Consider the following 15,220-nt stretch of genomic DNA (forward strand, 5'->3'; position numbering starts at 1 on the left):
GCGCTCTAGAAAGCGGCTTTGATTTTTTCGGCCGCTTCGGCCAGCTCCTCTTGGCTTGGCGTAAGCTTCGGACGGCTGAAGTTCATATCGTCCATTTCCTTGATCGGAATCAGGTGAATATGCGTATGAGGAACTTCCAGTCCGATTACCGCTTCGCCGATGCGTTTGCATGGAATGGCTTTCTTCACTGCGCCTGCTACCTTTTTCGCAAACAGTTGCAAGTTTACGAATTCCTCGTCGCTAAGGTCATAGATGTAATCCACTTCCCTTTTAGGAACGGCAAGCGTATGGCCGATGACCAACGGATTGATGTCAAGAAACGCAATATGGTTCTCGTCTTCGGCGACGATATGTGCCGGGATTTCCCTATTAATGATTTTTGTGAAGATGCTTGCCATGGTTGTGTCTTATTAGGCTGCCAAAAGCCTCAATTTACGATTTCCAAATTGGTTGGACAAGGGAAGTGACATTGGTTGGCACAGAAAAAGAGATGTAAATTTGTGAGTGGATTGTTAATGGGTAAAGTTTAATATTTTGGTTTTATAATTAAAATTTATTGTTGAAATTCAGGCTCTCTCTTCATGAAAAATTTATTTTACTGTTGAAAGTACCATTCTGTTGGGTTATAGGGTGGTTGTGTTATTTTTCGTATTAATTTATTGTTTTATTTTATGAACATCTTTTCTAGTTCACTTCTAAAGCGTAGCGCTTTAGCGGTGATTGTCGGTCTGGGCTTGACCGTTTTCGCTTGTGATAATAGCGATTCAGACGAACTTGACAAGATTAAGGCCGAAAATGCTGCGCTGAAAGAACAGTTGGCCACGTTGAAATCGACAGTGACGGTAATCAATGTGAGTTTTGCCGACGATAAAATGGTCTTGACCATGAGTGACGGTTCGCAAAAAGAAGTGGCCATTCCCGATGGAATAAAAGGAGCGGATGGCACAAATGGAACAAACGGAACGAACGGCTTGACTCCGGAAATCGGCGAGAACGGCAATTGGTGGGTAGGCGACACTGACACCGGCGTAAAGGCTGAAGGAACCGACGGCAAAACCCCGTATATCAAAGACGGAAACTGGTGGATAGGTGATACGGATACGGGCGTTAAGGCCGAGGCTACTGATGGCGTAGGAATAGAGAGTGTAGCGTATAATGAGGAGACGGGAGAACTTACGGTTACGTTGACCAATGGGAATACAACGAAGTTCAAAGTAGTGCAAAATCAAGGCGGAGGTGTTGAGGCTGTCTTGATGGAAGACCTTAAGGGGAGCTATTTGTTGTCATCAGCTTATATGGGAGATGTACCCGTTATTGAGATTGGTTATGACGCTCAGTTTAGAGCGGTTAGCATGACGACAAACCGAGTCGTTGATGGAGTGGTTCTTAAAGAACAAAAAGTAACGAAGACTTTCGAAGGGGAAAAAGCGGGGCTTGAAACGGTGGAATATGCTCTTTATGATGAAACTAGGGTGTATCGGGATTATAAGGCGACGTATGAAGAGTTTTTTCCTGATCAACCAGACTTCAAAGGTGATGTTTCGACAGAGGTGATTGATGGCGTTGAGTACACGTATGTTTATTATAAAACACACTCAGATAAAGATCAAACTACTTACGATTATTATAAGTATAAGAGCTCTGAAATAATTATACTCTCAAAATCGGATGAGAAGTATGATGAGAGTAAGTTGTATGTTAAAAAGGGTGATGATGTTTGGGTTTATGATTATGAGGGTTGGAATTCTTATCAGGAAAACAAGAAAGTGTTTTTATTGAACTATATAGCGGAAATAAGGAAAACTAATAAGGGAGAGGAAGTAAGTCGGAGTATAGAGGAGTTGACTTATAACTCTGACGGTTTAATAATTAGAAAAAATGAGCTTGATGAAAATGAGAATGTCATCTCATATAAAATCAACACGTATACTTCCGGGAAGCGCTTAACAAAAACCGAAACATTTGATAAAGCTGAGGCTAGCGAGGAATTTGAATTAGCCGAAACCATTACTTACAATTATGACGATAAAGGCAATCACATATCGTCAAAAGAGGTGTACGCTGACGGAAGGGAGAAAGAGCTTTATAAAGCGGAATATGATGAGCAAGGAAACCCCGTGGAGGTGTGGACTTGGCATGAGGAAGAATGGGATTATCAGTTTGTGGTTAACCCTGAGACAGCGGAAACTGATTGGAAGAAGGCAAAAGTCCGGGATGCGGGCTTGTACTCAAAGGTCAAACTTGAATACGATTATCGTTATAAAAACTTTTTCGGACATTCCATTTCTGCTTTGGCTCCCGAACTTGAAGGCCTGAATCTAAAGAATGCCCCAAGGCGAATTGCTGTGTCCAATTCCTACACCTTTGCTGATTTGGAATATGAAAATTTTAACGAGAGCGGTTACCCTCAGACGGTTACCTATTTCGGAAGTGAAGATGGTGAAATGTCTAATGCGTATAAGCTGAAGTTAACTTACGTTAAAAAGGATTAAAAAATAACCTAAAAAGGGAGGGCCTATCACCCTCCCAATTTTCCCCCAATTCCATTTTCTATCTCACCTCTAATGCGCTATCCTTTTTTTATCCTGCTATCCGTTCTGTTTCTTTTTTCGCAAAAATCCATTTCCCAAAGTTATTCGATTTTTCAAGGTGTCGTTATCGAAAATGGTTCGGGTGATAAAGTTGAAGGCGCTTATGTAGCGCTACAGTCATTGAAAAAGAGTACGATTACGAATCGGGAAGGAATTTTTCAGTTTAGTATTCCTGCAAACCTGGATACACTAACGGTGACTGTAACCCATGTTGCGTATAAGAGCAAAGTGCTTAAAGTCGGTTTGCCTTTCGAGGGGTTGTTGAATATCAAATTGATCCCGAATGAGACGGAACTGAAAGCGGTGACGGTAGAGGCTGGTGTCTCGGAGCGAAAGACTTTGTCCGAAACCAAACTTAGCAGAGAGCGAATCAAGGAACTGGCGATGGGATTTGGTGAGGCTGATCCATTGGCTACGCTTAGGGGAAGCCCGGGCGTAGTGACTGTAGGCGATTTGGGAGGCGCATGGTATGTGCGTGGAGGTCATTACAGCCAAAATGCCGTGCTTTGGGATGGAGTGCCTTTGATTAATCCTCAACATCTGTTGGGGATTTTGAGTGTGTTTAATCCGGACGCTATCGAGTCGGTCTCATTACGAAAGGACGGCTTTCCGGTTTCCATAGGAGGTTCGCTTTCTTCTTTTTTGGAAGTGGAGGGGCGCTCTAGCCCGGATAAAGCTTGGCTTGAGGGTGGAGTGGGTTTGCTTTCGTCCAGATTGTCGTTTTCCGGTGAAAAAGGGGATACCCAGTATTCTTTGGGTGTCCGTCGCTCTTATTACGATGCGATTTCCAAGCCTTATAACAGTATGTATGAGGACAAAGAAGGCTTCGACCCGTTGCCGGAGTATAGTTTTACGGATATAAATGGCAAGGTTAAGCATAAATGGAACGAAAGGCTTACTCAGGAGCTCGGTTTTTTTCTTTCGTATGATGATCTTGATTTAAAAAATGAAAACAGCATCTCGATTGACTCAAAGTGGGGAAATGCCGTGTTGTCAAATAAATTCGAATATGATTTTTCCGAAAAGGAAAGACTAACTCTGCTAACTGGTTATTCTGCATATCGTTTGCGTGCAGATGTCGATAATGGGGCTGAATTGGCCGGAGAACAGGAAATTGATTTATTGACGGGAAAGGCGACGTATCAAAATGCCGGTTTTTTAGGAATGGCTATTAAGGCTGGCGCATTTGCGACCCAGTACGGTTTTGAGACAGAAAAAGGAGGTAAAGACAATGGGGATTTCAACTTGAGAGATTTTGTGTCTACCGATCGTTTAGGGGAATATGGGGCCTTTTTTTCTCTGGGAAATTCAGGCTCTGAACCATTTTTTTGGAATGCGGGCCTTCGGTCGGTTTATTATGCCAATGACTCATTCGGTTCTTTCCATGTCCTTCCAAGATTGTTGGCCGGTTTTGGGAAAAAGAAATACAAGCTGAGGCTTTCTTATGACGAGACTGTGCAAGCCAGACATATGGTGTCGTTGTTGGGCTTTAGTATGCCTACGGATATTTGGTATCCGGCGCAGGAAAATCTGCCTCCGTCCGTATCAAGGCAATTGACTTTGTCGGGATCGTATAAACTCGGTTTTGTGGATTTCGATGCGGGAGTTTTTGCGAAGAAACAAAAAAACATATCTGATTTGCGTGATGGAGCGCAAGGTCTTAGTGCCGACCCGACTCAAAACCTTGCTGTTGGAAATGCCGAAGCGTTTGGTTTGGAAGTCCAAGTTAAGGCTGAATTAGGAAAATGGAGATTAGAAGGTAATTATACGCTTTCTAGAGCTGAATATGATATTCGGGAGCTGAATGATGGGAAGCCATTCGCTCCTCCGCACGATATACGACACTCTGCGAATATTCAAGCCTCTTGGCGTTTTGCGAAGAAATGGACAGCGAATATGTTTTGGTATTTTTCGTCGGGTTATTTGACCACAGTGCCGGAAGGGATTTCGATCTTTCAAGTCGGAGTTCCCGCTCATCCGAAATTTGTTCCGGTTTATGGACAACGTTACAATTACCGAATGCCTGATTCTCACCGAATGGATTTGTCTGTGCAATATGTCCGCCGTGGAGAAAAGGGCAAAAGCGTATGGTCCTTCGGTATTCATAATTTATATAATCGGGCGAATCCTTATTTCATTTTTTTCGGTATAGATCGACCTGACGATGGGCATTGGAGTATTTCGAAGAAAACAAAATCCCTGTTGCCGTTGATTCCTTCGGTTTCCTACAGTTTTGAACTTTATCCATGATTAGTAAAAGAAATATATTGGTGATTTTGAGTCTTGCGCTAGGCTTAACATCGTGTTATTTGTCGGAAACGAAAACGCCTTTGGTGCCGGAAGGAAAGCGGAATTTTGCGGTTGACGCGTATTTTGGTTTTGGAGAAAAGGCGGAGTTGACCCTTTACGAGAGTAACAGCCTTTCTGATTATGTTCATTTTTTTCTGCTTTGGGATGCTTCCGTAAAAGTCAGCAACGGGCGTGATACGGTCAGAATGTCCAACCTTCTTTATACTAACAGCAAAACGAAACGGGTTGTGAATTACGTCGCCGATTTGGATATCAGGGAAGGCGATTCATTGGCTCTGTCGGTTCTGACTCCCACAGGAGAAACTCTTTCTGCCGGAACCAAAACCGTTTCGGTGGTGAAAATCGAGTCAGCGGGATTAGGTCAGCAGACGATAAGCGTGGAAACAAGGAACTCCAGTAATTATGAGGAAAATTATTACCTGCTCGAAGTAAGTTATTTCGACACGGATACAGTGAGGTCTGATTGGTCTTATCATTATGACATGAGTGAGGATAGAGCGGAAAAGGTTAGGTTTGAGGTCGATCTCCGTGAGGAGTCCAACGATTTCGATTCCCTTTTTGTCAGTTTGACCAGAATGACAGAAAGCGGGCTCAGGTTTCGAGAAAGTCTTCGTAAAGCTTCTCAGGCTAACGTTGACCCGTTTAATCGCCCGGAAGTGCTGGAGGGTAATATTAGCGGAGGCGTTGGTATTTTCACTTATGTTCGGAATGATTCCCGTTGGCTTTACCCTTAAAGGTTGATCCTTCGGAAACCAATTTCAAATAAGAGATTTATTTCAGCAACGTTGATTCGAAATTTCGTTTTTTGATCAAAAACAGTCGTTTTAAGAAGTGCTTTTTCGTGGAATTTTAAGCGGTGGAGAAGAAAGGCGACTTGTGGGGAAATGAGGGATTCCGTGCGAAGAAAAAGGAAAGAACCCGGCTGAAGTTTATTTCTGTGCCTTTATTCATCGTTTTGCCCCGGGATATTTACTACTTTTACGGAGGCTCTGGAGCCTAATGCTCCAACTGTTTTTTTGCTGGCGAAGACTCGTTGTTTATTTTGTCTATTGCGCTGGCAAGGAGCGGTTTTGATATCTTTTTTCCAAAAAGAAATGTTTTCATGCGTTATCTCCTAATTCTGGCGCTTTGCATCAGCGCTGTCTCGGGCGCGTTTGCCCAAACGGCCAAAGTGCCTTCGACCATGACTTTCGCCGATATGAAGCTGACCCTTACACCTGCGGCGAGAAAGGAAATTCAGAAAAACGTAGACCAGCTTTATACGGGCGGCAAATTCCTCGATAACAAATTGGAACGGGTGAAAACTTACGGTCCGTTGGTGAAAAAGCACCTTGGGCTTAATGGCGTGCCCGAGGATTTCAAATATTTGGTCATTCAGGAAAGCGATTATATAGCGGATGCCGTTTCGTCGTCAAATGCCGTGGGCTTTTGGCAATTCAAAAAACCGGCGGCCGTGGAAATGGGCTTGCGCGTCGATTTTTACGTTGACGAACGTCTAAATATCGTGTCATCGACCATAGCGGCGGCGGGATACCTTAAAAAGCATAACCGCTACTTGGATAACTGGGTGCATACGCTTTTATCTTATAACACTGGCTTAGGCGGAGTGAAAAGGCATATCAACTCCAAAAACCGTAGTCGGAATAAGATGGAGATTACCAAGAAAACGCATTGGTACGTCAAAAAGACATTGGCGCACAAAATCGCGTTTGAGGATATGTTGAAGCGAGGTCATTCGGCCAAAGTGTATCTTGAGGAGTTGGAAAACGGCAGAGGCAAGTCGATGAAAGATATTGCCAAGCAGAATAGTGTTGACTATGATTTGCTGAAAGACTACAACCCGTGGCTGAAACGCGGAAGCAAAACTCCTAAAGACAAAGACATTACTATCCTGTTGCCTTTGACCAACGCCAAGGATGTAGCCAAGAGCTTGGAGGCGAATCAAGCTAACCCAAGTATTTCTTATCAGGACCGTTCCGGTGATTTTCCTATAATAAAGGAGTATAAGCGTAAGCACGCCGTTCCGCAACTGGTTGAGATTAACGGATTGCCGGGTATTGTCGCACAACCTGGCGATAACTTGACCACTTTGGCCATAAAAGGAAATGTGTCCGAGTCGCGTCTTTTGAAGTATAATGAGTTGGAAGAAGGCTACGAAGTTCAGCCCGAGGATATTTTTTATCTGAAGAAGAAAAAAAGAAAAGCGGAGGTTGCGCATCACACCGTAAAGCCTGGCGAAACGATTCTGTCTGTTAGCCAGCTTTACGGTATGCGGACGTATTCGATCCGTTGGAAAAACCGATTGAAAAAAGGTGCTTCGCTTCGTCCCGGACGTGTGCTTTGGCTACGCAAAAGGCGTCCGCGCAAAGTGCCGGTGGAATACCGTAGTATAGAAACGGGCGATAAGGAAGAGGAACTGACATTGCTGGACGGTCCGGCCGATGAACCAAAAACGGTAAACAAGCCTGCGAAAGAGGGCAAAAAGACATCTGTTCCGCAACCGACGCCAGTTATTGAGCCGACTCCGCAAACATCCGTAGGTAGTGGTGTCGAGAAGCCTGTGGCTGAGCAGGGAAAGAAGCCCCAAACATATCAGGAACTGTTTGCTCGCGATGAGAAAAAACGGAAAGAGATCGAAAACCAGGACAAACCAAAACAAACGGTAACGGAAGAGCCTTCCAAGCCGATTATTGTGCGTCCTGTGGAGGTAAACCAGCCGGAAAGCGGTGAGTCCTCGGTTGTTTATCATACCGTCAAGCAAGGCGACACCCCGTATTCCCTTTCCCGTAAATATGGAACGACTGTCGCCGATTTGTTTGCGATGAACGGCATGGCTTCCGGTGACCCAATCCAGCTAGGCCAAGTGCTGAGAGTGCGTAAAGGCAATGGAGCAATAGTTCCGAAGCCAACTTCCACAGTGAAGGAAAAACCATCTGTGGAAGTTCCCGTTGCCGGAAAAGGAACGCATACGGTGTTGCCTAAAGAAACACTTTATGGAATTGCCAGAAAATATGGGGTGACAGTGGCTCAGCTTAAAGAGTGGAATTCCTTGGCAGATGGTAATCTAGCTGTGGGGCAAACTTTGCAAGTATCCACTACTGGAGGAAGTACTTCGGCGACAAATGCTGGGTCAAGTAAAGCCAACGCCTCCAAAACACATACAGTGCAGGCTGGCGAGTACCTTTACGGTATTGCCCGTAAGTACGGCGTGTCGGTAGGGGATTTGAAGGAGTGGAATTCACTAACTGATGGTAATGTAAGTATTGGGCAGGTTTTGAAATTGTCACCTTCGGCAAAAGTGGAGAAAAAGGATGTTTCATCGGATGGTGGCGAAGTGGAGTTTCATGTGGTGCAGGCCAAGGAAACGCTTTACAGTATAGCCCGAAAATACGGAGTCAGCGTGGCTGACCTGAAAGCCTGGAACTCCAAAACGGACAACTCATTGTCGTTGGGAGAAAAGCTGATGATAAAAAAATAATCATTTGAGAGATCTTATTCGCACCTCTTTGGTGTGAGTGGTGTCTTTTTGTCAAGACATCAAGAATGCAAACACCGAATGACGACCCGAAGGCCTGTGCGCTTTCGGGTCTTTTTTTTGATTTTTCCCAAAAGGGGTAAACTCAGGGTTAAGAAGGGGTGAAATCAGTGTTTTATACCCAAACAGACCCTATACTTGGACACTATTGACGATTTTTTGCCTTAACTTTGCGAATATCGTAAAGAGTTGTTTGCGGATTTTATAAAGGTACGCTCTTAAAATGTTATAAGTAGGATGTGGACTAGAAGCTTATTTTTGATTTTTTTCAGTTTGGTTGCCTCTATTGGATATGCCCAAGAAAAAAAGGGCGAGAAGGGAAAAGAGGCCGATTTTATTGATTTCGATAAAAACTTGAACAAGGAGGACGATGTTAGTCTGGATTCCTTGTCCAATGCTTTGGGAATCAAAAAAGAGGGAGATTCCCTGCAAGTGTATTACGCTCCCGAGTACTTGGTGGTGTCCAAGGAAGAGTTCAAGTCGGCGCTTAGGCCTTCTCTTTTGGACACAATATATTTCTTTGCCCCGCCGGCCGTCGTTAATGTAAGGGTTGATGCCGAATACGACTCCGTAATGTTGCATCAGACTTCATATGATACGGTGAATGTCTTGCTTAACCCCAAGTTCATGATCGTGGATAAGTCGATGACGATTTACCCCGAAGAGCGTGAGCCTTTGTGGAATTCGGGGGCTACGGCGGCTTTGGGTGTTACTTGGGTGACGCTCAACAACTGGCAGAAAGGCGGTAACAATACCTTCGCCATCGATGGAAACGTTCGGTCGTACGCTAACCGCAAGATAGGAAAAATGTATTTTGACAATACAGGCGAGCTGGCTTACGGATACATCAAAGACGGCGATATTTTCCGAAAATATAAAGACCTTTTCAAAGTCACGGCCTTGCAGAGTATGCCCTTTGCCAGAGACCGCTGGGCATTTTCTTCTAGGATATATTTTAAGTCTCAATTGCAGCCCGGCTACAAATTCAGTGAGAAAAAGGAGACAGACCCGGACACCGGCGAAGAGGTTACCAAAATTGACAAGACTTTGTTGTCATCGTTCCTTTCGCCTGCGGACTTGGAAGTCGGTATTGGTGTCAGTTATAACGTGCCTAAGAAAATGAACTTGCTTTTTTCCATCGCAAAAGGTAAGATGACTTTTGTTTTGGATGATGACCTTTCCGATAAAGGCGCTTTCGGTGTGCCGAAAGGCAAGCATTCCCGTGGGGAAATCGGTTTAGGTTTTGATGCCCAGGTTTTTAAAATGAAGCCGATAAAGAATGTGGAGTACCAAGGGAACTTCAACTTTTTTTGGGCTTATAAGAAAGATAGTAAGGCTGACTATAACTATTCGTCGCTTATCCGTTTCTACTTTAATGAACACGTTACCCTTACGATGGATACCAGAATCGTTTATGATGTAGACCAAATTAGAGGCTATTATGACGAGGACTTGGAAGAACGTCCTACCAAGATTCTTCAGGTCAGGAACCAACTCAACCTGACGTTCCTAATGAACTGGAAAAATCATTCGTGATAATTGATTTTAAGAATATAAAGGGAAGTTTTCGACTTCCCTTTTTTTTGTGTCCCGTCGGATAGTAAAGTTCTTTTTGATTGGAATATGCCAGTGAATCCACTTTATGGTTGTATTGATTAACACAGTTTATGTGCTTTTTTTGTCATTTTGATATATAAAGCGGGGGATATTGGTTTTTGACGCGTTTAGCTGTAGGGGATTATACCTGTATAAACGTACTATGTATAGTGATTATATTCTTTTTTTGAATCCCTTTTAGAATAGGGTGACGTGTTCGTTTGGTTTTTGCGATGGCATATTTTGTGTCGTTTGGAGTAAGCGTGCAGGGGAAAGAAATAGTGGTGTAGGGTTCGAATAATTTTTCTATAAAACAACAATTATGTTTAGGGAATCAATAGGTCTGGCAATGGTTGCCTTGTTTTCGTTTTCGGTTGACGCAACGGCGCAAGGAAACGGAATGCCGTCTGGGGAAAAGGCGGACCATGCGGAAGCTTGGCACAATCTGGATTTTTCATCGAATGGGGTTATGGGTGTAAGCACCGAAAGGACCTATAGGGAGTTGCTTGCCGGAATGGAATCTAAGACGGTATTGGTCGCTGTTATCGACTCGGGGATCGATATAGACCATGAAGACCTGAAAGGCCGGGTATGGACCAATGCCGGGGAAATTCCTGGAAACGGTAAAGATGACGATGGCAACGGGTACGTGGACGATATTCACGGCTGGAATTTTTTGGGAGTTTCGGACGGTAGGAATGTTTATAAGGCTCGGCTGGAACTCACTCGCCTTAAGTCGCAAGACCAAGGGGGAAAAAAGGTGCAGAAGGCGTACAAGAAAAAACTTGAGGAGGCCGAAAAGGAATTTTCGGAAATCAAGCTTTTTAAAAAGCGTTTCGATATCCTTTACGGAATCGCCGAAAAGGTGATGGAGAAAGAAGAGTTCACCGCAGACGAGTTGCGTGAGAAAATGAAATCGATCAGCCAAGAGACGGAGCAAGGCGTTCAGGTTTGGGCGGCAATGGGGTTTGTTGCCGAGATTTTGGAAAGAAGCGACAGAAAAGAGCTTGAGAACTATATCGGGCGTTTGGAAAAAGAGATGAAGGTTCACCTTAACCCGGATTACAATGAGAGAGAACTGGTGATGGGTGACGACGTTGCGGACTTCTCCGAAAAATATTATGGCAATAATGACGTTTCGGGCGATAAAAGCTCAGAGGAACACGGAACGCATGTGGCCGGAATTATCGCTGCCCGGCGCGATAATGATTTGGGTGTAAAAGGTGTTGCCGATAATGTCCGGATAATGGCGCTCAGAGTGGTCCCGAACGGCGACGAGCAAGACAAAGACGTGGCAAACGCCATCCGTTACGCTGTGGATAATGGTGCTCAGGTAATCAATATGAGTTTCGGGAAGAAGTATTCGCCTTACAAATCACAAGTGGACGAGGCCGTAAGATACGCTGACGTAAAAGGAGTGTTGATCGTAAATGCCGCAGGCAACGATTCAGAAAACGTAGACAAGCAAAAGTACTTCCCAAGCGCCGAATACAGCGGAAAAGGCGAAGCGGAAAACTGGATCGATATCGGGGCATCCACCAAGTATTCGGATTCTAGGCTAGTGGCCGAATTCTCGAATTATGGCAAAAAGACGGTAGACGTGTTCGCTCCGGGTTCGGGCATTAAGTCTCTTTTGCCAAATAATAAATACGGCGAACGGAGCGGAACCAGTATGGCCGCGCCGGTTGTGACTGGAATAGCGGCTACGTTGATGTCGTATTTTCCTGAGTTGACGGCCAAGGAGGTGAAAGATATTATCCTTGAGTCCGCTGTGCCTTTTAGCGGAGCGGTTTTGCGACCGAATACTAAGCAGAAAGTCAAGACTTCTAAGTTGAATAAACTATGCGGTACGGGAGGCGTGGTGGATTTGTATCAAGCGGTCTCTCGGGCCAAAGATTTTATGGCGTCTAAGGATTCCTGATAAGGGACGTTAGGAATCGCATATCATGAAAAAGGCCTCTGTTCGTCAAATACGATGAACAGAGGCCTTTTCGTTTATCTGTGAACCGCCTTACGAATTCGGTTCCATTTCGTTGATTTCTTTCTCAAGCTCGTCATACCATTTTTGGCCGTATTTTCTTACCAATGGGCCTTTCAGGAATTTGTAAACCGGAACGTTAAGCTTTTCGCCCAAAGTACAGGCGTCGGCGCAGATGTCCCATTTGTCGTAATTCACCGCTTCGAACTGGTCGTATTTGGTGATTCTGACAGGGTAGAGGTGGCAGGAGACCGGTTTGATATAATCTATCTTCCCGTCGAGATGCGCTTGTTCGATGGCGCATTTCAAAGATCCGTCCTCATCGTAGGCCACATAGGCGCAAGCTCCGTCCTTTACCAGCGGAGTCGAGTAATCGTCTTCCCAATCCTTTACGTAAGTGCCCTGTTCCTCTATCGCTTTCAGGCCCTCTTCCGTAAGGTAAGGCTTAACCTTTTCCAAGATGTTCTCGAATATCGGCAACTCGTCTTCGTCGAGCGGAGCGCCCAAATCACCCTCTACGCAACAGGCGCCTTTGCACTTGGTCAGGTCGCAGACAAATCTCTTGTCCTTTATGTCGTCGCTAATTACGGTGTTGTCTATTAGGATCATGTCGCAGTGTATACGTTTATGTTGCCGGCTCTGGCGTGCCGGATGGCCGGCGCCGTAGAGTTAACGACAAACATCGCGAATATAATGCATCGAAGTGAATAGCTTTTCGTATCTTGCGCAAAAGAACCCGGCCGGGCCAAGCATGGTCCCCTGCGGCCGGTTAACGCTAAGGAGCCACCGCATGCCCGCCGTGGCGGAAAAACAAGAAGCTTTTTCATGTTGAATTATCTAGAAGGACTCAACGAGCCCCAACGCGAGGGTGTCGTGAATACCGAAGGCCCGTGCATGATTATCGCCGGAGCGGGTTCTGGCAAAACGCGGGTGCTCACCATGCGTATCGCTCACCTGATAAAAGCCCACGGTGTGGATCCGTTCAGTATTATGGCGCTGACGTTTACCAACAAGGCGGCCTCGGAGATGCGCGAGCGTATTGAGAAGGAAGTGGGGCAAGAGGCCCGCAACCTGTGGATGGGGACTTTCCACTCGATTTTCGCCAGAATTCTCAGGTTCGAATGCGACAAGCTCGGCTACCCGAAAGATTTCACGATATACGACACCGACGATTCCAAGCAACTGGTAAAACAGATTGTGAAGGAAATGGGTCTCGATGACAAAATATACAAGCCCAACGTAGTTTTCAACCGAATCTCGGGAGCGAAAAACAAGCTGGTTTCCTGGAAGGAATATATCAGCAACCCGCTCTTCAAGGCAGATGACGAAAGTGCCAGAAAACCGCGTTTGGGAGAGATTTACAAGACATACGTCCAGCGTTGCTTCAAAGCCGGAGCGATGGATTTCGACGATTTGCTCTTCAACACCAACGTGCTGTTCAAAGAGCATCCGGACGTTTTGCACAAATACCAGCACCGTTTCCGCTATATCTTGGTGGACGAGTTTCAGGATACCAACGTTTCCCAATACCTGATCACGAAGAAACTCGCTGGCGTACACGGCAATATCTGCGTAGTGGGCGACGACGCCCAGAGTATTTACGCTTTCCGCGGTGCCGAAATCGAGAACATCCTCAACTTCGAGAAAGATTTTCCCGATTTGAGAACCATAAAGCTTGAGCAGAATTACCGTTCGACTCAACATATCGTGGACGCCGCAAACGGAATTATCCGCAACAATACGGGACAACTTCCGAAAAACGTTTGGACGGCGAACCCCCAAGGCGAATCGATCGAGCTTATCCAAGCGGCCTCCGATACAGAAGAGGGACGTTTGGTGGCTTCGGCAATCTTCGAGGAGAAAATGCGCAAACAGTGGCGCAGTCAGGATTTTGCCGTTTTGTACCGGACCAATAGCCAATCGAGATCGCTTGAAGAGGCTTTGCGTCGAATGAATATCAAATACAAAATCGTAGGCGGTCTTTCATTCTACCAAAGGAAAGAGATCAAGGACGTTTTGGCTTATTTGAGATTCGCCATCAACCCCCAAGACGAACAGTCATTCCGGAGAATCATCAACCTTCCAAAACGTGGAATCGGACCGACTTCCGTAGATAAGATTATCATGGCGGCGGGTACACGTTATGATGGAAGCATTTGGGAAGCGGTATGCCGGCCAGCCGAATATCTGCCGGCCCGCGCGGCAAACGCCGTTTTGGGTTTCAAGGATATGGTGGAAGCTTTCCGCTACGACGCTACCCGCAAAGACGCATACGAAGTCACCCGGAGAGTGGCCAAAGACACGGGTATTATCAAGATGCTTTATGAAGACAAGACGGTAGAGGGCCTGACCCGTTATGAGAACGTCCAGGAATTGATCAACGCCGTTAAGGAATTCACCGACAATCCGGAAGTGGAGGACAAGAGCCTTACGGCTTTCCTTCAGGAAGTGTCGTTGTTGACGGGCGTAGACCAAGACAAGGACGACGATCCGGACAAAGTGACGCTGATGACCGTCCATATGGCCAAAGGTTTGGAGTTCAAACACGTCTTTTTGGTCGGGATGGAAGAGGATCTTTTTCCTTCGCAGATGATGCTCGGAAGCCGGAAAGATCTGGAAGAGGAACGTCGCCTGTTTTATGTGGCCGTCACCCGCGCCCAGTCGAAATTGACATTGACATTCGCTCTGAGTCGTTACAGGTTCGGTCGCCTTACCTACGGCGAACGTAGCCGTTTCCTCGACGAAATCGGGCCGGAACATATGAATCTTTCGAGCAGGAAAGTCCATACTTCCACCACTAAGCCGGCGTCGGAACTGTCGTTTGCCAGAATTTCGGCCCCGACGAAAAAGCCGACAACTTTGGGAGCCCGTATGGCGGGAGCAAAGCCGCATAAGCCGTCGGAAGGATTCGCTCCTAGCGATCCGTCGAAATTGGCCGTAGGCCAAAAAGTGGAGCACCAGAAGTTCGGATTCGGAACGGTGGAGGCCTTGGATATGGACGGAATGAACAAGAGGGCGAAGGTGGCGTTTGACAAAGTCGGGTCGAAGACCTTGCTGTTGAGCTTCGCCAAGCTTAGGATTTTGGACTGATTTGACGAATTATAAATAAACGGTTGTAGTTTTTGTTGAAAGTGCTTTTTAAGTATTCGAGTAAAAGCTAGATTTAACCCTAAGTTTTCGAGAGACGCCCTGAAGGTGTTTTGGGCGTCT

General features: G+C 45.7%; 9 protein-coding genes. 7 read left to right on the forward strand and 2 right to left on the reverse strand.

Annotated elements, in window-relative coordinates; genetic code table 11:
- Positions 1 to 5: 5 nt before the first annotated feature.
- A complete protein-coding gene (locus tag AABK39_RS06095) occupies positions 6 to 398 on the reverse strand; it encodes an HIT family protein (RefSeq protein WP_338394029.1) in 393 nt (130 codons plus the stop codon).
- 273 nt (positions 399 to 671) lie between these two features.
- Between AABK39_RS06095 and AABK39_RS06100 the strand changes: the two genes are divergently transcribed.
- The 6 genes from AABK39_RS06100 (at position 672) to AABK39_RS06125 (ending at position 11,953) form a co-directional block, all read left to right on the forward strand.
- On the forward strand, positions 672 to 2,492 hold the full coding sequence (locus AABK39_RS06100) for a hypothetical protein (protein WP_338394030.1): 1,821 nt from the start codon (positions 672 to 674) through the stop codon (positions 2,490 to 2,492).
- Between the two features lie 72 nt (positions 2,493 to 2,564).
- Positions 2,565 to 4,841 carry a TonB-dependent receptor gene (locus tag AABK39_RS06105; protein WP_338394031.1) on the forward strand — a complete coding sequence of 759 codons (2,277 nt, stop codon included), beginning with the start codon at positions 2,565 to 2,567 and terminating at the stop codon, positions 4,839 to 4,841.
- A gap of 59 nt (positions 4,842 to 4,900) precedes the next feature.
- Positions 4,901 to 5,635, forward strand: coding sequence for a DUF4249 family protein (locus AABK39_RS06110; RefSeq protein WP_338394032.1), 735 nt, complete (start codon positions 4,901 to 4,903; stop codon positions 5,633 to 5,635).
- A 368-nt stretch (positions 5,636 to 6,003) separates the two neighbouring features.
- Positions 6,004 to 8,379 carry a LysM peptidoglycan-binding domain-containing protein gene (locus AABK39_RS06115; RefSeq protein WP_338394033.1) on the forward strand — a complete coding sequence of 792 codons (2,376 nt, stop codon included), beginning with the start codon at positions 6,004 to 6,006 and terminating at the stop codon, positions 8,377 to 8,379.
- A gap of 315 nt (positions 8,380 to 8,694) precedes the next feature.
- Positions 8,695 to 9,972 carry a DUF3078 domain-containing protein gene (locus AABK39_RS06120; RefSeq protein WP_338394034.1) on the forward strand — a complete coding sequence of 426 codons (1,278 nt, stop codon included), beginning with the start codon at positions 8,695 to 8,697 and terminating at the stop codon, positions 9,970 to 9,972.
- Between the two features lie 382 nt (positions 9,973 to 10,354).
- Positions 10,355 to 11,953 carry a S8 family peptidase gene (locus AABK39_RS06125; protein ID WP_338394035.1) on the forward strand — a complete coding sequence of 533 codons (1,599 nt, stop codon included), beginning with the start codon at positions 10,355 to 10,357 and terminating at the stop codon, positions 11,951 to 11,953.
- 90 nt (positions 11,954 to 12,043) lie between these two features.
- Here AABK39_RS06125 and AABK39_RS06130 read toward each other — a convergent pair whose 3' ends face one another.
- Positions 12,044 to 12,619, reverse strand: a complete 576-nt coding sequence (locus tag AABK39_RS06130) for a DUF3109 family protein (RefSeq protein ID WP_338394036.1) — start codon at positions 12,617 to 12,619, stop codon at positions 12,044 to 12,046.
- A gap of 219 nt (positions 12,620 to 12,838) precedes the next feature.
- On the opposite strand from AABK39_RS06130, the gene AABK39_RS06135 reads away from it, so the two are divergent.
- Complete coding sequence (locus AABK39_RS06135) at positions 12,839 to 15,100, forward strand: ATP-dependent helicase (RefSeq protein WP_338394673.1); 2,262 nt, start codon at positions 12,839 to 12,841, stop codon at positions 15,098 to 15,100.
- The last annotated feature ends 120 nt before the right edge of the window (positions 15,101 to 15,220 follow it).

It is taken from the genome of Fulvitalea axinellae, assembly GCF_036492835.1.
In the GTDB taxonomy this organism is placed as follows: Bacteria; Bacteroidota; Bacteroidia; order Cytophagales; family Cyclobacteriaceae; genus Fulvitalea; species Fulvitalea axinellae.